This is a genomic window from Reinekea forsetii (assembly GCF_002795845.1).
GTDB lineage: Bacteria > Pseudomonadota > Gammaproteobacteria > Pseudomonadales > Natronospirillaceae > Reinekea > Reinekea forsetii.
In genome coordinates this window covers 1,921,537-1,940,069 of record NZ_CP011797.1, presented here as the reverse complement: position 1 = coordinate 1,940,069, position 18,533 = coordinate 1,921,537, and the positions used below count along the sequence as shown (strand labels likewise).

The following is an 18,533-nucleotide window of genomic DNA, read 5'->3' as shown; positions in this document are numbered from 1 at the left end:
TACCCTCTCTCTTTTCGCGGCACTATAAATTAGCGCCTCTAGCGCCAGCCTAGGTACGTTAAGTGAATGCTGGAAGTTGCCCTTTAAATTTGGGGTACATACTTTGTGCATATACATTATTAATAGTGGAAGAAGGACCATGTCCACTGGCTCTGTCTTTTATAACAATAAATCACAGGCCGTGCGCTTGCCTGCTGATTCTCGATTTCCCGATACGGTAAAACGCGTTGTTGTTCGTGTTGTGGGTAATGAACGCATTATTTCACCTGCTGAGAAGAGCTGGGATTCCTTTTTCCTATCTGAGGAGGGCGTAAGCGATGATTTCTTAACCGATCGTGAGGACTTTCCCCCGGAAGAAAGGGAGTCATTTGATGATTAAATACATCCTGGACACCAACATTGTTATCTACGTGATGAAAAGGCGTCCATTAGATGTTCTTGATCGTTTCAATGAACACAGTCGGCAGATATCGATAAGTGCAATTACCTTTGTGGAGCTAATCTATGGCGCTGAAAAAGCCAAAAAAAGGAACATAACCTGAAACAGGTTGAAGACTTTGTATCGAGGCTTGAGGTACTGGATTATCATCAGAAAGCGGCAGCTCATTATGGTGATATCCGAGCGGTTCTCGAGGAGAAAGGTAGAATTATAGCTGCGAATGATCTTCATATTGCCGCTCATGCGCGGAGCGAAGGGCTCATCTTAGTGTCTAATAATGTGAAAGAGTTTGAGCGGGTAGAGGGTCTCCGACTCGAAAACTGGATCAGGTGACCGGTCTCTGTTGTTTTAGGATCGCGTTATTGTAGGGCAAGGCATAGAAAAGCCCGGTGTCTTGCAAGGTAGTTGACACAGGGACACGCAGAGCAGCCACGGCGCGTCATCGGGCATAAAGCCCCTTGACCCAGTTGACTGTTAGGCCTACCGTAATACTAGGTTCGTATAGATAGGTGATGCAACGACAGGTAACATTCGAATGAGTAACGCAACCTGTTTGTAATACGGACTATCTCTATCCATTTTCATGCTCTACATTTTTGATACTCAATATGTCCGGCACTGTAATTCTATAACGCTCATTATACCGTCCGTTTTTTACAACCTGACGCTTGCCGGACCCCAATTTAATCCCGCTTTCATCCAGGCGTTTAGCCCATTGGTGGCCATAGTGGTGGCTCAGAAACAAGAATACTCGGTTTGTTTGAATGGAGTGGCTACGCTCAAGAATAGTTTGTACTTTCGTAGGGCTAAGGTTAACCAAGCCTTGAAACAGTTCAGCGACATGCTCAAATGAAATCTGCTTACCGATTGCGTCTACCACTTCATAGGCCGCGAGTTCAGGACAACTGACTGTCAATTCTTTCCCTTTGACGGTAATCGTTTTTAAGTCCTTCTCTGGAATTGTCACGAGCTTGTGATTGCCACAATAAAACCAATCCTGATAAGGAAATTCTCGGAACCACTTTGGCAATGACTGCCTATTATCTACGCCAATCCACACTTGCTCTCTATTTAGCTGTAAATAGTGGCTTAGGCCCTGGTGAGTTAAGCTACTTAATCCGGCCAGATGGATGGGAACATGTAACTGCATATCCACCGCTTGTATGGCATCAACCCAGTTAGGCTTCAGTTCTCCCTTGGCATCAGGGCGATAATAAACACCGGAACATAGCTTCTTTAGCCAACCAGTCTGCGCATACTTTTGAGCTAAGGAGTAGCTCACTCCGTTCTCCGTCAGCCAGTGCTGAACAACGATGGCTCCAGGGGAAGTATGGGTAACCAACCAGTTTAACTTAGATGACATTTTGACACTCATGGTATGAATATATGGCTTAGTATAAACAAGTTGGTTTGCAGTTGTATCTATTTTAACACCTAGGGTATTAAATTTTACTTCCTGATAAACTAAGGCAGCAAGGAAGAGAATTGCTGATCCGGAAGCGGGGTACCGGGGCTTTCTCCTCCATGGATTCCAGTTCCCTCTGTAAATCCAGTTATTCATAGTCTGTAGAGGTGCATTACTTGTCAGGAACCACCCCATAATCTTCGATCTGTGCCATCAGATAACAGAGAGCCTTCATCTACACCGTCGCCGAGAACCCAATGGTGATGGAACAGGTTGCCACCAATAGCCCAGAAACCGCCATGCTGGGTGGGTTCAAACAGGCCGTTGACGACGCTATTTTTGGCAGCAGCGCTGCGCATCAGAATAAAATGTTGCAACTGTTAGGCAGTACAGACCGTTCGGAGAAATTCTATGGTTTGGTGTTGGAATTGTTGCTGACGCGGAATCAGATGGCGGCATCATCAGACTCAAGGGCCTAGAACAGGGCCCTGTTTCCGTTTGCTTCAGTTCTGCACCGTGCAATGCCAGACATCGCCTCAAGCGCGATTAGCCGGGTTCAATGCCGGTTTTTCGCTGGGTTCTTACAATGCGCGCTGTGCAGTAAAACAAACCATTCAGCAAAAAGACTGAGCTTGCAAAAGATACCAGCAGATTGAGCCATAGAACCTTGAAAGGGTCCTCCCATAGGCTGCCAAAGCTGAATTCTTGCGGGAATACCAGGGGCGTGTATCTCGAAAAATCCTGAATAAGAAACGGCAACGGGTACCCCAGTGCAACTGCTGTCATCTCAGTCTCACTGTGAACCTCTTTTGGAATAAAGAGACTGGCAATTAGCAAGGTGATAGCCAGAACGCTAAATAGAATCTGCTTGCGCATGGAGCCCCCAGTTGGAATGTGGTGAAGTTCAGTATACCGAGGTTGTCTTCGAACTGAAGGGCGCCATGCCGTTAAGCCAGCGACTCATATCTGCCATGTAAACCCTCTATAGGTCAGCAAGCCTTACCAGGGTTGATCAGTTGTCGTGGGGTCCAGCCACCACCATACTCGTGCGTTAGATGCTGTTTGTGTGGCGAGCTGCCAAGACATCCTTTGTCGTTCACTTCTAGGCTTAACCAGCTTATGTGCACCGCCCATTACTCGCCTCTGGCCTGTTGGCGAAGGCGCATTCAAAGCAAGTTCTAGTAGGTTGAGTCGTCATATTTGGACCCCAAAAACCTGCTACAAACCACGATTTTTTGGTTGTATAGGCTCAATATCAACAAAAATACGTATCAGTAGACCTAGGATGATACTTGAACTCCGGCTTTCAAATTTCTACAGTGTCGCGGATGAGGCGGTAATCTCGTTTGAAATGGGTAAAAAACCAACTCAAAGTGGTTATGACATATTTCTGGCCAATGGCGACCGAATAAACAAGGCCATTGCGGTGGTTGGCGCCAATGGCGCCGGTAAAACACAGTTAGTGAAGGCATTTGCCTTCCTGAATTGGTTTACGACTGACTCCTTTCTGGCCGGTAATGGTGACAGCTCTATACCCTATGCTGCCCACTCATTGCATAAAGATAAACCAACTGTTTTTAACATTGCGATTTCTAGTGGCCGGTGAAGAGTACAAATACGAAGTATCGCTGCACAATAACAAGGTGCTTAAAGAAGCGCTGTACCAGAAAACCAGTAAATACTTTAGCTATGTTTTTGTGCGCGAGTCTACTGAACAGGGTTACCGGGTCAAGCAACAGGCATTTGGTTTTCCACCTGCGCAGGCACAAACGCTGCGCGCCAATGCATCATTGCTGGCCGCCGCGCAGAGCTATGGTGTGCTGGCGGCTAACCCGATATTAGAGGTCATTAACCGGGTATTCCATAACCTCAAAGACATCGGACGCAATCATTTTCAGCCTGTAAAAGTGTTGGAAAGTGCAGGTTATTACTACCAGTTACCTGAACTGTCAGAGCGTATGAACGCTGCCATCTGTGAGTTCGACTTGGGCATTGCAAAAGTCAGTATTCGAAAAATGGAGCAAACAAATCCTAATGGTGAGGTCGAAACACTCTACTTGCCCGTGGCCCTGCACATGGCGGGAGATAGGGTATTTGAATTACCATTCCTACAAGAATCCACCGGCACGCAATCGGCCTTTGTTTTGTTGAGTCTTGTGCTACCGGTGTTAATGAACGGTGGGCTTGCGGTAATTGATGAGATCGACAACGATCTTCACCCCCATATGCTGCCAAAACTGCTTGACTGGTTTCGCTTCGAGCACACCAATCCCCATCAGGCACAAATTATTTTCACCTGTCACACGCCGGAGGTGATTAACCTGCTGTCGAAACATCAGGTGTATTTGGTCGAAAAAGAAGAACAGTGCACCCAAAGCTGGCGTTTGGATGAGGTAAAAGGGGTTCGAGCCGATGATAACCTCTACGCCAAATACATGGCCGGTGCCCTGAGTGCCGTGCCGAATTTTTAAGGTCATGAGGCATGCCTAAAAGAAGAATTCGCAAGGTAGTGAAAACAACACTGCTGGTGGTTGGGGAGGGTGCAGCCGAAAAAGCCTTTATCGAGCATATGAAGGGCATTTAGGCGGCGGGAGTATTTGACCAAAAAGTGTCGGTTGATGCGGCCGACGGCGGGTCGCCAAGCGCAATGATCCGGTACATTGTGCGGACTAACTGTCACGTAAGTTACGACCGAACAGTGCTGCTGCTGGATACTGACATACCCATTACTACACGAGATCGCAAAGCAGCTAAAAAGCAAAAACTTGAGCTGATCGAAGCAACACCCCGGTGTTTAGAAGGGATGTTACTCGAGGTGCTAGGGCAACCCACGCCCGCTACGACTAAGGCCTGTAAGAGTGTATTGCACGCGCAACTCAGTGGGCCGGAAACCAGCAAACAGAGCTATGCGCCGCTGTTCGCTAAAGCTATTCTGGACTCAAGCACGAAAGCTCAAATAATTCGCTTAAAAGGGTTGCTCAGTAACAGTGTTAGCTAATTTCACCTATTTCGTTATGCCGATCAGAATCATAGGGGTCACCCATTAGGAAGCTGGTGTCAAACGGCTAAACTGAAAATGCCGGCCTTCATGTCTAGCTAACAGGGGCGACTTAGAAATCAATGGCTCTGACCCCTTTGAATTTGACAGAGCCCGTCATTCACGCTTTTTTAGAGGTGTATTGCTTTTCAGGGGTTCTAGGGTTTTGCCTCCATAGATTACGATTCTCTCCGGCTAATCACCGGCCAGCACCTCAGAAGGAAACCGGCCAAATTGATCCCAGTAAACCGGACATATAATTCTACAGCACCCCATTCCCATTGGGCTCTAGCCGATACATAACCGGCCAACAATATCTGACAAACCGGTCAAAAACTGCTAAAATACCAGTCAAACGCCTGAGTGAAAATACATGACAGCTGCGATTATTGATGCCAAAGAGGTAATAAGCACCCTGGAGCCAATGCTGGTAACGGAGGGAACCCCGCAACGAGACGAACTCGACGAAATGGCCATGGAGCTCGCTCAGAAATCTGCGAAGTTAAGTGCAGGCATGAATGCAGACCTATCGAGGGGCGTCACTGTCCTGCTTCGCAACATGAATTGTTATTACTCGAATCTGATCGAAGGCCATGACACCCATCCTGTCGATATTGACAGGGCAATGCTCAAAGACTTTGATTCTGAGCCAGCAAAGCGGGACCTCCAAATGGAAGCCAAAGCTCACATTGCGGTACAAGAGCGTTTAGAAAACGACCTCTACACACAAGGAATCTTCACGCAACAGCTGATATCAGCCATTCACGCTGACTTCTACGCAGAGCTACCAGATTCCCTATCCGTGATTGAGAAACAAGATGGCACCACCATTGACATTATTGGCGGCGAATATCGAACAGGAGATGTGAAAATTGGTTTTCACATTCCTATATCTGCCGGTGCCATTAACCGGTTCATGATCCGTTATTTCGAAGTCTATGGCTGCATGAATAGACTGCGAGCAATTCGAAATGCCGGATCTGCTCACCACCGTCTCGCGTGGATTCATCCCTTCTGGGATGGTAACGGTCGTACTACCCGCCTTCACACTCAGTACGCGCTCGACAAAGTACTCGGTACGCACGGATTATGGTCTGTTTCCCGAGGGTTCGCCCGAAATGTCGATAAATACAAAGGCCACTTGCAGGCCTGTGACTCTACACGGCAAGTGGATACCGATGGCCGAGGTTACTTAAGCACAAAGGCGCTTATCAGCTTCAATAAATTCTTTCTGGAAACAGCTATTGATCAGGTCGATTTCATGTCGGGGTTGCTTGATGTTATCGGTCTGAGCGAGCGGGTCATGATTTGGGTTGGGAGCAAGATAGCCGCCGGCAGCTTCCCAGTTGGCTCAGATGCCGTGTTTCGAATCTTGTTAACCGAAGGTGGGATATCGAAAGCCGACGCCTCCGCGCTGATCGGTATGTCAGAGCGCAGTAGTCGTCGAAAGTTTGCCGAGTGGAAGCAACTGGGCTTGGTCGTTGAACCTAACGTGAGAACCATGAGAATCGCATTCCCAGCAAGTGTGGCCCATTACTGGTTTCCTGGCCTGTTTCCAGAATAATCCTTCCTGCATGGGGTTCTGGGGATTTTAAGGGTATTTTTACCAAAGGCGCCTGTAGGCCTTACGGCTTTTAGTCTCCAGGATAGCATTGCAATCTAGAACATCTCTTATGAATTAATGTAATTAAGTTCTAGGGGCCTTTAATGGCGGGGTGTTCAGAGCCATTTGTCTTTTTTCGAGGGAAAAACCCCAGAACCCCAATTATAAAGGGTTTTTAACGATATGTGTTCCTGGCGGACAATCTCGGCCACAGTCACGTTGTGTTGTGGAAGCAACTTTTTCAATATCGATTCTTTCTGTTCTGCAGAATAGCGAGCCATTCGGTTCTCATTAGCCGCCCCCTGATCTGGTTTTAGGTGGAATCTAGAGGGTGACAACTATCCTGACACAGGGGGCTCCCATTGTAGTGGTAATGTATTTTTTTACTAAAAACACTATTTTTGGTACCTGTCAATTCCTGGGGGGATTACCAGTTGACCGGTCCCCGTTGTTTTGGGATCGCGTTATTGCAGGGCAAGGCATAAAAAAGCCCACACGAGGTGGGCTCTTTTATTGAATATGGCGGAGAGTGAGGGATGCGCTCACTGCGCTCACGGCCCTGCGGGTCGAACCCGGCGGGTGCCACGAACAAATCCCCAGACTTAATTAATATTCCATAAAAAAGCCCACACGAGGTGGGCTCTTTTATTGAATATGGCGGAGAGTGAGGGATTCGAACCCCCGGTAGGTTACCCTACGTCTGATTTCAAGTCAGGTGCATTAAGCCAGGCTCTGCCAACTCTCCGTGAGTGCGAGCGCAGTGTACCCTGTTGATCAGACGTGTCAATAATAAATGTGGCTAAGCTGCTGAAATTTAACAATAAGTTTTGTCGGCTTGGGCAGCGGGGGGCTCGTTTCTTGATCCAAATCAAGCTAAATGCAAATAGATCGCATTTGAGATTCATTATCATTTAGTCTGTGGGCTGAATCTTACGCTTTAGGTGACCCGGTGCAACTGAGTCAATTGGAAGTAGGGCAACCGGGCGTTGTGGCCGGTTTTGCCGAACAGGGTATGGCGTATCAGGCACGCTATCTATCCTTGGGCTTGATGCCCGGTGCGGCAGTGCGGGTGGTGCGCGTGGCGCCGCTGGGTTGCCCGCTGCAAATCAAGGTCGGTTCTACGTTGTTTAGTATGCGGCGCGTTGAAGCCAATCAAATCCTGGTGGAGGCCTCAAAATGACCCAGCCAAACACATTGCGCGTGGCGCTGATCGGTAACCCCAATTGTGGTAAAACCACGCTCTTTAACAGCCTAACCGGCGCGCACCAGAAGGTGGGCAACTGGCCGGGTGTGACCATTGAACGGAAAACCGGTGCATTTAGCCTGGTCACGGGCGAGCGTGTGGAGCTGGTGGACTTGCCCGGCATCTATTCCCTGGAGCAGGATGACTTTGGGCTCGATGAGCAGATAGCGGCTAATTGCCTGCTCCAGGGCGATATCGATATCATTATCAATCTGGTCGATGCCAGCTGCCTCGATCGCCAACTCTTGTTAAGCCATCAATTGCGTGATTACGATGTGCCCATCTTAGTGGTGGCCAATATGCTGGATGTGGCCGAAGCCAATCAGCAGACGGTGCGGCTCGATGCGCTGAGCCAAGTGCTCGGTCTGCCGGTGCTGGGCATCGTGGCGGCCAAAAGCTCGGCGGCGGCTTTGGTGCGGGCGCAATTGACCCAGGCTCGACCCTTTGTCGGCGCCACGATTGCCTTGCCCAAGTCCGGAGGTGCGCGCATTGCCGCGCGCTTACAGCAAACCTCGGGCTGGGTTAAGCAGGTGGTGGTGCAGGGCGATGGCGGCCGGTCCCTGACGGAGCGGGTCGATCGAGTGGTGCTCAACCGGTTCTTGGGCATACCGATCTTTCTTTTGTCGATCTATCTGCTGTTCACTTTTGCCATTAACGTGGGTGCCATCTTTATCGATTTTTTCGATATTCTCCTCGGCACCTGGCTGGTCGAAGGCACCCGTCAACTGTTAACGATGCTGCAAGCGCCGGCCTGGCTCAGTGTGGTATTGGCCGATGGCTTGGGCAGTGGTATCCAATTGGTGGGTACCTTTATTCCGGTGATCGGCTTCCTGTATCTGGGGCTGTCCGTCCTTGAAGGCTCCGGCTATATAGTGCGGGCCGCCTTTGTGGTTGACCGGCTGATGCAGTCGATCGGCCTACCCGGGCGCGCCTTCGTGCCTTTAATAGTCGGCTTTGGCTGCAATGTGCCCTCGGTCATGGCGACCCGGACGCTCGATCGCCAGGCAGATCGCATGGTCACCATCGCGATGACGCCCTTTATGTCCTGCGGGGCTCGGCTCACGGTTTATGCGCTGTTTGCCGCGGCCTTTTTCGGGCATCAGGGGCAGAATGTGGTCTTTGGCCTCTATCTGTTTGGCATTGCCATGGCCGTGTTAACCGGTTGGATCTTCCGGCGAGCCTTTTTTCAGGGGGCGATCAGCAGTTCGATTATGGAAATGCCGGTTTACCATATTCCATCGCTACGCAATGTCTTGATGACTACCTGGCACCGGTTGCAGAGTTTTCTACTGCGTGCCGGGAAGACCATTATTCAGGTGGTGGTGTTGCTCTCATTTTTGAACTCCTGGGGCACCGACGGCAGCTTTGGCCACGAGAACAGTCAGGCCTCGATCCTCAGTGCGATCAGTCGTGCCGCCACGCCATTGCTTGCGCCCATTGGTGTGCAAGCCGATAACTGGCCGGCAACGGTGGGGGTGATTACCGGTATCTTCACCAAGGAAGCCGTGGTTGGTACGCTCGATTCGCTCTACGCCGATGTCGCCGGCGTGGCCGATAGGCCGGCGGGTGCGCTCCACTTTGGTGCTGAAACCCTGCGCGCCGTGCGCTCTATTAGCGACAATGGCGCGGGCCTGATCCATGCCCTGAGCGACCCGCTCGGCATTCAGGTGGTGCAATACGACACCGTCGATCTGGCCGCGGCCGATCAGGCGGTGCGAGCCACCACCCTGACCACCATGGCGGTGCTCTTTGTCACCCCCTTTGCCGCCTTCTGTTATTTGCTCTTTATCCTGCTCTATACGCCCTGCGTCGCGGTCATGGGCGCGTTAGTGCGTGAGGCCGGCAGCCGCTGGGCTTGGGTGGTGATCAGCTGGAGCACGGTATTGGCCTATGGCGTGGCCACCATTGTTTATCAGCTGGGTACCGTACTCGAGCATCCGCTCAGTTCGAGCGCCTGGGTGGTGGGTATGCTGGTGTTGATTGGTCTGTATTTGCTGCTGATTAAACGTATGGGCCGGCCCTTGCCGAGCATTGCACCGTCCAATCGAATCCCGCTCCGGTTGATCGGCTAAAAAGTCGTCTTATAAGTCGGCCTGGCCGGCGCTGGCTTTGTTTGCCTTACATCAAAAGTATTCTGGCCAATCCTGATTAGACTGCCTGCTGCCAATAGTGGAGCACAGTCTATGACCAGCCTTATTTTCTACTCCAGCACAGACGGACACACCCGTAAGATTGCCGAAACCCTGGCCCAAGACTGGCCAGGCCCGGTGCACGTGGCGCCCTTGGCCGACGTCGATAGCTGGCAGGGCGATGAGCGGATCCGCTGTGTGGTGATTGGCGCGTCGATCCGTTATGGGCACTTTCAAGACGAACTGCTGAACACCGTCAGCCAACATAAGGCTTGGCTCAACGGTCGCAAAAGCGCCTTCTTCGGTGTCAATCTCACCGCGCGCAAGCCGGGCAGAGCCGACCCTGCTACCAGTCCCTATTTGCAACGATTTCTGCGTACCAGCGCCTGGCAGCCGGACCACGTAGCGCTCTTTGCCGGAAAATTGAACTACCCGATATACGGTTTTTTCGATAAGCACATGATCCGCTTGATTATGAAAATGACCGGCGGTTGCGCCGATGGCACCAGCACCATTGAATACACCGACTGGCACGCGGTAACCCGTTTCGCCAAGGCTATTTCCGCCTAGGTCTGATGCCAAGCCCTTGGATAGGTCCTTGACTGCTATGGCCTTTGTTATTTATACCGTTATCTATATTTTGGATTTTTTTATTGACTACGCTCTGTGGCGGATCGGTTAATCAGTTGATCAGTTGAGCGCGTCCAGGTCAGCGCGAACGCGCAGCTTAACCCCATCCCGCAAAAAAACCATTAGCCAAGCGGCAGGGCGGTGGTGTGTTTGATTCGCTCCATAGCAAAGCTGGAACTGACATCTGAAAGGCGCACCCGGCCGACCAGCCGCTTGTAAAAACGGTCGTAGGCCTCTATATCTTTTACCACCACTCTCAATAAATAATCGACGTCGCCGCTCATTCGATAGGCTTCGACCACCTCGGGCAAGACTTGCAACGCCTGATAGAAGGTTTCCAGCCAGTCATCATTGTGTTCATTGGTCTTAATAAAGACGAAGACATCGATGCCTAGCTCCAGTTGTTGCCGATTCAACAAGGCGACGCGTTTCTCGATATAGCCTTTGGTTTCTAAATTCTGAATGCGTCGCCAGCACGGGCTCACGGTAAGGTTGACCCGGTCGGCGATCTCCTGCACCACTAAGGTGGCGTCCTGTTGCAGCAGCTGTAAAATGTGCTTATCGATCGAATCGATCATATTTTTCACTTATATATATTATGTTAGAAATTTATACCCCTAATGTAACTTAATGGTGGAAATTTTGGAACCCATCGGGCGGCATGTTCGATTATCCTAAGCTGAATCATTAACGGATCGCCGCTTATGTCAGTTTCCCTCTCACGCTCGGCCCAGCCGTCATCCGCATCGGCCGTCGAAGCCGCGTCAACGAACGCTGAGGGAGAACCCGACCGGGCCTATTGGCAGGGCATTCAAGCCAACATTATTGAGGATCGGCAAAATCCAGATCGGCTCTACGCCGACTGGACCGCCAGCGGCCGCTTGTATCGCCCCATTGAGCAGCGCATCAGCGAGTTGGCCGGCCAGATCATGGCCAATACTCACACCGAAGACAGTTACACCGGGCGGGAGATGTCGCGTTATCTGGCCCAGGCTCATGAGCGCATAAAGGCGCATGTTCGAGCCGATTCGAACGATGTCTTGCTCAATGTCGGGACCGGGATGACTGGAGCGCTGGCTAAGCTGATGCGCTTGTTGGGTTGGTGGAGTCACGAATCGCATCGGCAATTGATACTCGATAACCTTGCCGAGCGGCCCTTGGTCTATATCACCCATCGGGAACACCACAGCAATCAGACCATGTGGCTGGAAAGCCTGGCTGAACTGCGCCTGATTCCCGCTCTCGACGGCGATGAGATCGATCTGGCTTGGCTCGAACAGGATCTGTTGCGTGAAGCCAAGCGCAAAATCAAGGTGGCTTCGGTGACCGCCGCCTCCAATGTGACCGGCATTGTCACGCCCTATCGGGACATTGCTCGGCTGATGCATGCTCAGGGCGGCCTAGCCTTTGTCGATTTTGCCGCCTCGGCGCCCTATGTCGATATCGATATGCACCCTAATGCCGATGAGTGGCTCGATGCGATCTATTTTTCGCCGCACAAGTTTCTCGGCGGACCGGGCAGTAATGGCGTGCTGGTCTTTAATCAGGCGCTGTACCAAAACCGAATACCCGACCAGCCCGGTGGCGGCACCGTCTTATGGACCAACCCCTGGGGCGAACATCGCTTTATTAAGGATATCGAGCAGCGCGAATCCGGCGGTACACCGGGCATCTTACAAACCTTGCGCACGGCTCTGGCGATTCAGCTGAAAGAGGAGATGGGCACCGAGCGCATTGCGGCACGCGAAGCCTGGTTGAATCAGCGGCTGTTTGCCCGTTTGAGTGCGATGCCTGCGGTGAGGGTTCTGTCCGATCAGCATCGGGATCGGCTGAGTGTGTTTTCCATCGTCTTTGCCAACCTGGATTACCGCAGTGCGGTGCAGCGGCTGAGTGATCGGTTTTACATCGAATCGCGTGGCGGCTGTGCCTGCGCCGGCACCTACGGTCACCATTTGCTGGCCATCGATCAATGCACCTCCAATGCGATCACCGCCGGATTGGACGAGGCGTGCCCAACCGATAAGCCGGGCTGGGTGCGCATCAGTCTGCATCCGTCGATGAGTGCGGCACAGCTGGATCGATTGGCCGATGCCATCGGAGCGGTGGCTCAGCTATCGGTCGACCAGACGCCACTGCCTAGAACGCCCGCCGCCGATTTTTGGACCACGCTTAGCTGAGTGCCTGCTTGGGGACATAGTCCGGCGTACATTAGGGCCGGGTTAAGTTCTCTGGGCCGGCACTGCGCACCACGATATTGTCTTCAATCCGCACGCCACCGAAGGGTGTTAACTGCTCGATCAAGGCCAAATCGCAGCCATGCTTGCCGATTTCGGCCTGCATCTTGGTTAGCAGCATGGGGATAAAATAGAGCCCCGGTTCGATGGTAATCACGCTGCCCTCGGCCAGCGGTCGAGTCAGGCGTAAAAAGGGCGCATGCTCGGGCGGCTTTTCGATCATGCCGCTGCGGTCTTGCTGATGGCCGCCGACATCGTGGACCTGCAAGCCGAGCAGATGCCCGATGCCGTGCGGGAAAAAGACCTGGGTTACCCGCTTGGCCAGCTGCTCATCGACGCTCAGCGAGCAGATGCCGGTCGCGCGCAAGGTGTCGGCACTATAACGCAGGGCCGCCTCATGAATCGCCAGATAGGGTGTGCCCACCTGACAGAGCTCGACCAACTGGCGCTGATAGGCATCGACGCGCTCGACCAGTTCGCGGAACACGCCCCGATCGGTGGTGCTGGTCCGGGTAATATCGCTGGCATAGCCGTTCACCTTGACCCCAGCATCGATCAGTAGGGTATGTGACTGCTCCGGTGGGGTCAGGTTTTTGCGTTCATAATGCAGCACCGCGGCCGATTCGTTCAAACCGACGATGGCACCGTAGGGTTCATCAATTTGCTGCTGTTCGCTGGCAATCAGGTAGGCACGGTGAATGTCGAGCTCGGACAGGCCGTTTAAAAAGCCCTGTTCGGCTGCGGCATGGCCCACCAGGGCGCGCTCATTGGCCCGGCGCAGCTGGGAAATCTCCCATTCTGTCTTGACCGCCCGATCGAAATTGAGCCAATGAATCAGATGTTCCGGATTGACCAACAGTTGATGGCGCCTGGGCAGAACGTGCGGGCTTTGGGTCAACACCGCGACCCGACCGGATAACTCACTAAGCCAGTCGGTATCGGCGGCGGCGATAATCTGCCAAGGGTCCGTCCAGGTGCCCGTGGGTGCGCTCGGGCAGACATGCCAAAAATCCTGCTTGGCCGGCCAATAGAGGCGCAGACCCTGAGTCGGGCTATAGACCACCCAGGTTTCAGCGGGCAGGTCATAGGGTAACCATTGTTGGGCAAAGGCCGCCGGATGAAAGGGGTGACTGAGGTCGTCCAATGCATAATGGGTTAGACTGCCAGCATGAACTGCGATGGCATCGAGTTGAAATTGATCACAGGCGAGCTGATAGCGCTGCATCAGGGCCTGAAGGTGGGCTTGATAGAGAGACATGGGGCCTGCATCCTGTTCGCTGGGTGAGTTGCTCCCGTTAGTGTAACGCTGGACGATAACAGGGGCTAGAGATGAAGTGTTTGGGTATTCTGGGCGGTATGAGTTGGGAAAGCACGGCGCACTATTATCAACTGATCAATGAGGGGGTTAAGGCTCGCCTCGGTGGCCTGCACAGCGCCGATCTGTTGGTGCGCTCGGTTGACTTTGCCCTGATCGAACGCTGGCAACAGCAAGGCGATTGGGACAGTGCCGCGGCCTATCTGGCCCATGCCGCACAGTTGCTCAAGGCGGGCGGGGCAGAAGGCCTGGTGATTGCCACCAACACCATGCATAAGGTTGCCGATGACATCATTCAAGCATCGGGTCTGGAGCTGATTCATATCGCCGATTGCACCGGTGCTGTTTTGCAGGCCGAGGGTCGCCAAAAAGTTGCACTCTTGGGCACGGCCTTTACCATGGAGCAAAGCTTCTATAAACAGCGCCTAATCGACCATTTCGACCTGGAAGTGATCGTTCCCAATCGAACGCAGCGTGATGATGTGCATCGTATTATTTATCAGGAACTGTGTCTGGGTCAGATTAACCCAGCGTCACGACAACGCTACCAGGAAATCGTTGCTGACTTGGCCGACCGAGGCGCGCAGAGCGTGATCCTCGGTTGTACTGAGATCGGTATGTTGATTGGCCCCGATGACACCCCGGTGGCCTTAATTGATACCACCCTTATACATGCCCAGTCTGCCGTAGAGTGGCTGCTGGCCAAACAGTGAAATTAATAGGAGCGCGCATTGGCGATTATTGAAGCCGTATTGTGGGATATGGACGGCGTATTACTCGATTCAGAACGTCTGGTTCAGGATGTTTTCAGTCAGCTCATGACCGAGCAGGGCGTGATGGCGGACCCCGCTGCACGCTATTTGGAGACCGTGGGCATGAATCATCAAGGCATCGTGCAGTGGTATCTGCAATATGTCGATACTCTGGAGTTGGCCGAGCACTATTGCAGCTTGGTCGGGGCGCGCTACCGGAGCCGTGCCAGCGAGGAGTTGGAACTGAAAGAAGGGGTGATCGAGGCGCTCAACTCGGTCGCCGACGCGCATTTGCCGCAAATGGTGGTCACCAGTTCGCCTAACGCGAGCGCGCGCCAGAAATTGGCCCAGTTTGGACTCAATTCCTATTTTGAACATCTAATTGGCGGTGACCAGGTAAGCCAGGGCAAACCGCATCCGGAGCCCTATTTAAGTGGCTGTAACCTATTGTCGGTCGACCCAGCTCGGGTGTTGATTATCGAAGACAGTGCCAATGGCGTTGCCTCGGGCTTGGCGGCCGGTTGCATGGTGGTGCATGTCCCAGATCTGATCGACACTAACCCGGAATGGCAGGACTCGATCTATGATGCACTCGATTCACTGGCGAGTTTTCCGCGCTGGTTGGCGATGCAGCGCGGCGGCGACTGGTTATGAACCTAGGCGCGATAGAACCCCTAGCGCATCTGGGTATCGAGCTAGTGCATTGCAATGCGGCAGAGGCGGTGTTTAGCCTGCCGCTGGACGGCAACCGAAACGACAAGGCAACGGTCTTTGCCGGCAGTCAATATTCGGTGTTGGTCCTGGCCGGCTGGTATCTGACCAGCGCCTGGGCGGCCGAACAGCAGCTGGGTGATAAGGTCGCAATCAAAGACTCCCAGGTTCAATATCCCAAGGCGGCGCTGACCGATTTGCGCATCGTGGCGCGTTTTGTCAGTCCGCCCGAGCGCCGGCCCAGTGGCCATTGGCGCGCGTTGTTGAGCGTCGAGGCACGCGACCAGCAGGGTGAACTGGTCAGCCAATTCACCGGTGATTACCGGATCCTTCAGGCGTGAGGGTGGTGCCCCTGAATCGGCTGTTAATTCAACCGACCGTGCAATTGAGCTGGATTGAACAGCATCGGCGTATCGAATTCGTGCTCGATGCCGCGCTGCAGGCACTCTTCAGCCGTCTCTGGTTGCTTTATCAGGCCGACAGCGCAGACACTGTGCCGGCCTTTCTCACGTCGGCGTCGGCGCAGTCCTTTAATCTGATCGATGACGATCGATTATTTGCCTTGTTGGTTGGGGCTGATTTTATCCAACAAAAACACCCACAATTTAGGGTTGAGCTTGGCCAAGCCAATCTGGTCTGGGCGATTTAACCGAGCAGGCCCGGCCTAAAACCCTATCGCCCAGCTCAAGAACTCGTCTAAATAGCTGAAATTAAATGGCTTTTCTACTATTCTAGGGAGCTTGACCCGCCATAAAAGAATTACTCGTGTTTGCAGACATCCGCCCCTTTCAAGATGCAGAAGTAAAGACCGTACTGAAAACAACCCTCAACGACCCAGCCTTGGCCAAAGCCATGGGCTCCTGGTTGGCACCGGGTTTGAACAAAAGAGCGCCGTGGCTGTTACAGCCGCTGATTCGCGCGCTGTTGAAGGTATATCTCTGGTCGGTAACCGATGTAGCGAGCTTTCAACAGAAATTAAGCCCGCTGGTGAGTCGTTTGCTAAAGAAGTCTGTCGCCGAGTTTTCGGTGCACGGTCTGGACCGACTGGATAAACAGAAGGCCTATCTCTTTGTGTCCAATCACCGCGATATCGTGATGGACCCGGCGATGTTGAATTGGGCCTTGCACCAAAACGGCTTTCAGACGGCGCGGATTGCCGTTGGCGATAACCTGTTAAGCCAACCCTTTTCCGCCAATCTGATGCGCTTAAACAAGAGCTTTATCGTCAAGCGGGGTATTACCGGGTTGAAGGCGCGCTTCAAAGCCGCCCAAGAATTGTCTCGTTATATCCACTATTCGATTCTCGACGAATCGGCCAGCATCTGGATTGCACAGCGCGAAGGTCGCTCCAAGGACGGCTACGATCGCACCAATCCGGCGGTCATCGGCATGTTTAGTCTGAGTAAGCCCAAATTGCGCGCCTACTCTGAGTACATCAATGAACTGAATATAGTGCCGGTGGCGATCAGCTATGAGCTCGATCCGCTCGACCTGGCCAAGGCGCGGGAACTCTATGCGCTGGAGACTAACGGCGATTATGTAAAACGTAAAAACGAAGATTTAAATTCCATTGCCCGCGGCATGACCGGCTGGAAAGGCCGGGTGCACCTGGAGTTTGGTGAGGTGTTGCAGGGTCAATTCGAAACCGACGATGAGGTCGCCGAACACATCGATACCCAAATCCACCAGATCTATCAGAGCTTCCCGACCAATGACTGGGCTGAGGCCTGTCTGAATAATAATGTCGGCGAGATCGCCAATGCCAATGTTGAGACGCTGAAAAAGCGGGTCGAGTCGGCCCGAGCGGAATTAAGACCCTATATTCTCAAGCAATACGCCAACGGTTTGCGTATGCGCCGCGGCGAGGCACCGCTCTAATGGCCTTACCAGGGGTTCAGGGTCTCCATCACATCGCGTTGATTTGCTCGGACTATCAGGTTGCTAAGCGGTTTTATGTTGAGCTGTTGGGCGGCACGGTGATTGCCGAAACCTATAGGGCGGCGCGTCAGAGTTATAAACTGGATATCGGTTTTCCGGGGTTTGAGTTGGAATTGTTCACCTTTCCGGCGGCCCCCGCGCGGCCCTCAACGCCTGAGGCCCAGGGTTTACGCCATTTGGCGATTCGAGTCCTGGACCTCGACGCGGCCATCGCCTACCTGCAGCAACACCAGGTGGTGGTGGAGCCGGTGCGCGTGGATGAACTGACCGGTAACCGCTTTACCTTCTTCCCCGATCCCGATGGCCTGCCGCTCGAGCTGGTCGAGTGCCTGAGCGAGCATGACCGAAGATAACTCGATACCTAGGCCAACAGCCGCGCCTAATTGTTAAAACGCATTGGGGCGGTTTAGGCAAATTGGCCTTTGCTTAGAAAGAGGGCATAACCATCGTAATGATGAGAATAACGGCAGCGGATCCGAAACCGGTTAAAAAAGTCAGGTAACCGTAGCGCAGCAGGCGGTATTTCTTCTTGGCCAGGTACTGCCCTAAACCGTATATTTCGCGCAACTGAATCTCATAAGAGAGCGATGAATCGTTTAATGTCCTTTCCATCATGACCAAATAGTCATCAAATTTTATCGTATGAAAGTCGCCAAAAAACATCGGATTGAAGTTGGGGTTGCTCAACTCCAAGTCGCCATCGGGGCGTTTGGCCATACTCATTTTCGGCATTACCGCATAACAGGCGAAAAAGATCGTAATCAAACAGAAGAACATCAGAGTCCCTAAAGCGGGACGATAGGCCAAATTGCTCAGTTGCGGCAAGCACAGGGTGGCGACAACGGATGACATGGTCAGCAACATATTGGCCTTTGCATCAGCCATAGACGAAAGGGTGACGTGGTGCTGACGCGTCTGTTTTAACATATGGTCGACGTGAACTGCCGGTGTCTGGATGTGCATAGAGGCTCCTACTGATTTATGAAGTTCCTGCCAAGACAGGCCCTCGGGTCGAATGTCATTCGGTATTAGTCTATCTTATATTAGGCTTCGCTCATTGGATTTTTTGTTCGTTGAGCCAAATTTCCCTCGGGCGA

At 52.5% G+C, this 18,533-nt stretch carries 21 protein-coding genes, 1 tRNA gene and 1 pseudogene; 16 read left to right on the top strand and 7 right to left on the bottom strand.

Translation table 11 applies throughout. The features are described from left to right. Positions 1 to 139 precede the first annotated feature (139 nt). Positions 140 to 379, top strand: a complete 240-nt coding sequence (gene vapB / locus REIFOR_RS09075; protein ID WP_100257248.1) for a type II toxin-antitoxin system VapB family antitoxin — start codon at positions 140 to 142, stop codon at positions 377 to 379. Then, a pseudogene (gene vapC, locus REIFOR_RS09070) lies at positions 372 to 772 on the top strand (type II toxin-antitoxin system tRNA(fMet)-specific endonuclease VapC). Before vapB ends, vapC begins: the two are co-directional and overlap by 8 nt. 238 nt (positions 773 to 1,010) lie before the next feature. On the opposite strand, the gene REIFOR_RS09060 reads toward vapC, so the two are convergent. Then, a complete protein-coding gene (locus REIFOR_RS09060) occupies positions 1,011 to 2,000 on the bottom strand; it encodes a type IV toxin-antitoxin system AbiEi family antitoxin (protein WP_452595863.1) in 990 nt (329 codons plus the stop codon). A gap of 101 nt (positions 2,001 to 2,101) precedes the next feature. Here REIFOR_RS09060 and REIFOR_RS09055 point away from each other — a divergent pair, with 101 nt between their 5' ends. Further along, positions 2,102 to 2,323, top strand: coding sequence for a hypothetical protein (locus tag REIFOR_RS09055; RefSeq protein ID WP_100257247.1), 222 nt, complete (start codon positions 2,102 to 2,104; stop codon positions 2,321 to 2,323). A gap of 67 nt (positions 2,324 to 2,390) precedes the next feature. On the opposite strand, the gene REIFOR_RS09050 is transcribed toward REIFOR_RS09055, so the two are convergent. Beyond that, positions 2,391 to 2,720, bottom strand: coding sequence for a hypothetical protein (locus REIFOR_RS09050; protein WP_100257246.1), 330 nt, complete (start codon positions 2,718 to 2,720; stop codon positions 2,391 to 2,393). A 409-nt stretch (positions 2,721 to 3,129) separates the two neighbouring features. Between REIFOR_RS09050 and REIFOR_RS17005 the strand changes: the two genes are divergently transcribed. The 3 genes from REIFOR_RS17005 to REIFOR_RS09035 all read left to right on the top strand — a co-directional run bounded on the left by REIFOR_RS17005 (position 3,130) and on the right by REIFOR_RS09035 (position 6,445). Beyond that, positions 3,130 to 3,450, top strand: a complete 321-nt coding sequence (locus REIFOR_RS17005) for an AAA family ATPase (RefSeq protein WP_227003649.1) — start codon at positions 3,130 to 3,132, stop codon at positions 3,448 to 3,450. Further along, positions 3,428 to 4,315 (top strand): AAA family ATPase, encoded by an 888-nt coding sequence (locus REIFOR_RS09045; RefSeq protein WP_227003648.1) that lies wholly within the window; start codon positions 3,428 to 3,430, stop codon positions 4,313 to 4,315. Before REIFOR_RS17005 ends, REIFOR_RS09045 begins: the two co-directional genes overlap by 23 nt. 939 nt (positions 4,316 to 5,254) lie before the next feature. Further along, complete coding sequence (locus REIFOR_RS09035) at positions 5,255 to 6,445, top strand: Fic family protein (RefSeq protein WP_100257244.1); 1,191 nt, start codon at positions 5,255 to 5,257, stop codon at positions 6,443 to 6,445. A 155-nt stretch (positions 6,446 to 6,600) separates the two neighbouring features. On the opposite strand, the gene REIFOR_RS17185 is transcribed toward REIFOR_RS09035, so the two are convergent. Together REIFOR_RS17185 and REIFOR_RS09030 are read right to left on the bottom strand one after the other, a co-directional pair. Beyond that, the gene (locus REIFOR_RS17185; protein ID WP_145980270.1) at positions 6,601 to 6,765 is read right to left on the bottom strand and encodes a transposase; all 165 of its coding nucleotides are present in this window, start codon (positions 6,763 to 6,765) and stop codon (positions 6,601 to 6,603) included. Positions 6,766 to 7,139: 374 nt separating this feature from the next. Beyond that, a tRNA-Ser gene (locus tag REIFOR_RS09030) sits at positions 7,140 to 7,229 on the bottom strand. 204 nt (positions 7,230 to 7,433) lie between these two features. On the opposite strand from REIFOR_RS09030, the gene REIFOR_RS09025 reads away from it, so the two are divergent. The 3 genes from REIFOR_RS09025 to hemG all read left to right on the top strand — a co-directional run bounded on the left by REIFOR_RS09025 (position 7,434) and on the right by hemG (position 10,426). Further along, the gene (locus REIFOR_RS09025; RefSeq protein WP_158524340.1) at positions 7,434 to 7,664 is read left to right on the top strand and encodes a FeoA family protein; all 231 of its coding nucleotides are present in this window, start codon (positions 7,434 to 7,436) and stop codon (positions 7,662 to 7,664) included. Then, positions 7,661 to 9,799: a ferrous iron transport protein B gene (gene feoB, locus REIFOR_RS09020; RefSeq protein WP_227003647.1), complete on the top strand. Its 2,139-nt coding sequence runs from the start codon at positions 7,661 to 7,663 to the stop codon at positions 9,797 to 9,799. Before REIFOR_RS09025 ends, feoB begins: the two co-directional genes overlap by 4 nt. A 111-nt stretch (positions 9,800 to 9,910) precedes the next feature. After that, entirely contained in the window at positions 9,911 to 10,426 is a 516-nt protein-coding gene (hemG, locus tag REIFOR_RS09015; RefSeq protein WP_100257242.1) for a menaquinone-dependent protoporphyrinogen IX dehydrogenase, read from the top strand. Positions 10,427 to 10,608: 182 nt separating this feature from the next. On the opposite strand, the gene REIFOR_RS09010 is transcribed toward hemG, so the two are convergent. Next, positions 10,609 to 11,064: an Lrp/AsnC family transcriptional regulator gene (locus REIFOR_RS09010; RefSeq protein ID WP_100258741.1), complete on the bottom strand. Its 456-nt coding sequence runs from the start codon at positions 11,062 to 11,064 to the stop codon at positions 10,609 to 10,611. Positions 11,065 to 11,190: 126 nt separating this feature from the next. Here REIFOR_RS09010 and REIFOR_RS09005 point away from each other — a divergent pair, with 126 nt between their 5' ends. Continuing rightward, on the top strand, positions 11,191 to 12,663 hold the full coding sequence (locus REIFOR_RS09005) for an aminotransferase class V-fold PLP-dependent enzyme (RefSeq protein WP_100257241.1): 1,473 nt from the start codon (positions 11,191 to 11,193) through the stop codon (positions 12,661 to 12,663). Between the two features lie 31 nt (positions 12,664 to 12,694). On the opposite strand, the gene pepQ is transcribed toward REIFOR_RS09005, so the two are convergent. Beyond that, positions 12,695 to 13,978, bottom strand: a complete 1,284-nt coding sequence (gene pepQ / locus REIFOR_RS09000) for a Xaa-Pro dipeptidase (RefSeq protein WP_100257240.1) — start codon at positions 13,976 to 13,978, stop codon at positions 12,695 to 12,697. Positions 13,979 to 14,049: 71 nt separating this feature from the next. Between pepQ and REIFOR_RS08995 the strand changes: the two genes are divergently transcribed. The 6 genes from REIFOR_RS08995 to gloA2 all read left to right on the top strand — a co-directional run bounded on the left by REIFOR_RS08995 (position 14,050) and on the right by gloA2 (position 17,789). After that, on the top strand, positions 14,050 to 14,748 hold the full coding sequence (locus tag REIFOR_RS08995) for an aspartate/glutamate racemase family protein (protein ID WP_100257239.1): 699 nt from the start codon (positions 14,050 to 14,052) through the stop codon (positions 14,746 to 14,748). A gap of 18 nt (positions 14,749 to 14,766) precedes the next feature. Continuing rightward, positions 14,767 to 15,441, top strand: coding sequence for an HAD family hydrolase (locus tag REIFOR_RS08990; RefSeq protein ID WP_100257238.1), 675 nt, complete (start codon positions 14,767 to 14,769; stop codon positions 15,439 to 15,441). Beyond that, entirely contained in the window at positions 15,438 to 15,839 is a 402-nt protein-coding gene (locus tag REIFOR_RS08985) for a YiiD C-terminal domain-containing protein (RefSeq protein ID WP_100257237.1), read from the top strand. The genes REIFOR_RS08990 and REIFOR_RS08985 overlap by 4 nt, the downstream gene beginning before the upstream one ends. Beyond that, entirely contained in the window at positions 15,836 to 16,147 is a 312-nt protein-coding gene (locus tag REIFOR_RS08980; RefSeq protein WP_145980269.1) for a hypothetical protein, read from the top strand. The genes REIFOR_RS08985 and REIFOR_RS08980 overlap by 4 nt, the downstream gene beginning before the upstream one ends. 116 nt (positions 16,148 to 16,263) lie before the next feature. Then, a complete protein-coding gene (locus REIFOR_RS08975) occupies positions 16,264 to 17,376 on the top strand; it encodes a 1-acyl-sn-glycerol-3-phosphate acyltransferase (RefSeq protein ID WP_100257235.1) in 1,113 nt (370 codons plus the stop codon). Further along, positions 17,376 to 17,789, top strand: coding sequence for an SMU1112c/YaeR family gloxylase I-like metalloprotein (gene gloA2 / locus REIFOR_RS08970; RefSeq protein ID WP_100257234.1), 414 nt, complete (start codon positions 17,376 to 17,378; stop codon positions 17,787 to 17,789). Before REIFOR_RS08975 ends, gloA2 begins: the two co-directional genes overlap by 1 nt. A gap of 73 nt (positions 17,790 to 17,862) precedes the next feature. Here the strand turns inward: gloA2 and REIFOR_RS08965 are convergent, their stop codons facing one another. After that, positions 17,863 to 18,399: a Pycsar system effector family protein gene (locus tag REIFOR_RS08965; protein ID WP_100257233.1), complete on the bottom strand. Its 537-nt coding sequence runs from the start codon at positions 18,397 to 18,399 to the stop codon at positions 17,863 to 17,865. Positions 18,400 to 18,533: the final 134 nt, after the last annotated feature.

Bases quoted from the DNA above. Each gene is read 5' to 3' on its own strand.
- vapB (WP_100257248.1), top strand. From the start codon at position 140: ATGTCCACTGGCTCTGTCTTTTATAACAATAAATCACAGGCCGTGCGC.
- REIFOR_RS09060 (WP_452595863.1), bottom strand. From the start codon at position 2,000: ATGAATAACTGGATTTACAGAGGGAACTGGAATCCATGGAGGAGAAAG.
- REIFOR_RS09055 (WP_100257247.1), top strand. From the start codon at position 2,102: ATGGTGATGGAACAGGTTGCCACCAATAGCCCAGAAACCGCCATGCTG.
- REIFOR_RS09050 (WP_100257246.1), bottom strand. From the start codon at position 2,720: ATGCGCAAGCAGATTCTATTTAGCGTTCTGGCTATCACCTTGCTAATT.
- REIFOR_RS17005 (WP_227003649.1), top strand. From the start codon at position 3,130: ATGATACTTGAACTCCGGCTTTCAAATTTCTACAGTGTCGCGGATGAG.
- REIFOR_RS09035 (WP_100257244.1), top strand. From the start codon at position 5,255: ATGACAGCTGCGATTATTGATGCCAAAGAGGTAATAAGCACCCTGGAG.
- REIFOR_RS17185 (WP_145980270.1), bottom strand. From the start codon at position 6,765: ATGGCTCGCTATTCTGCAGAACAGAAAGAATCGATATTGAAAAAGTTG.
- feoB (WP_227003647.1), top strand. From the start codon at position 7,661: ATGACCCAGCCAAACACATTGCGCGTGGCGCTGATCGGTAACCCCAAT.
- hemG (WP_100257242.1), top strand. From the start codon at position 9,911: ATGACCAGCCTTATTTTCTACTCCAGCACAGACGGACACACCCGTAAG.
- REIFOR_RS09010 (WP_100258741.1), bottom strand. From the start codon at position 11,064: ATGATCGATTCGATCGATAAGCACATTTTACAGCTGCTGCAACAGGAC.
- REIFOR_RS09005 (WP_100257241.1), top strand. From the start codon at position 11,191: ATGTCAGTTTCCCTCTCACGCTCGGCCCAGCCGTCATCCGCATCGGCC.
- pepQ (WP_100257240.1), bottom strand. From the start codon at position 13,978: ATGTCTCTCTATCAAGCCCACCTTCAGGCCCTGATGCAGCGCTATCAG.
- REIFOR_RS08995 (WP_100257239.1), top strand. From the start codon at position 14,050: ATGAAGTGTTTGGGTATTCTGGGCGGTATGAGTTGGGAAAGCACGGCG.
- REIFOR_RS08985 (WP_100257237.1), top strand. From the start codon at position 15,438: ATGAACCTAGGCGCGATAGAACCCCTAGCGCATCTGGGTATCGAGCTA.
- gloA2 (WP_100257234.1), top strand. From the start codon at position 17,376: ATGGCCTTACCAGGGGTTCAGGGTCTCCATCACATCGCGTTGATTTGC.
- REIFOR_RS08965 (WP_100257233.1), bottom strand. From the start codon at position 18,399: ATGCACATCCAGACACCGGCAGTTCACGTCGACCATATGTTAAAACAG.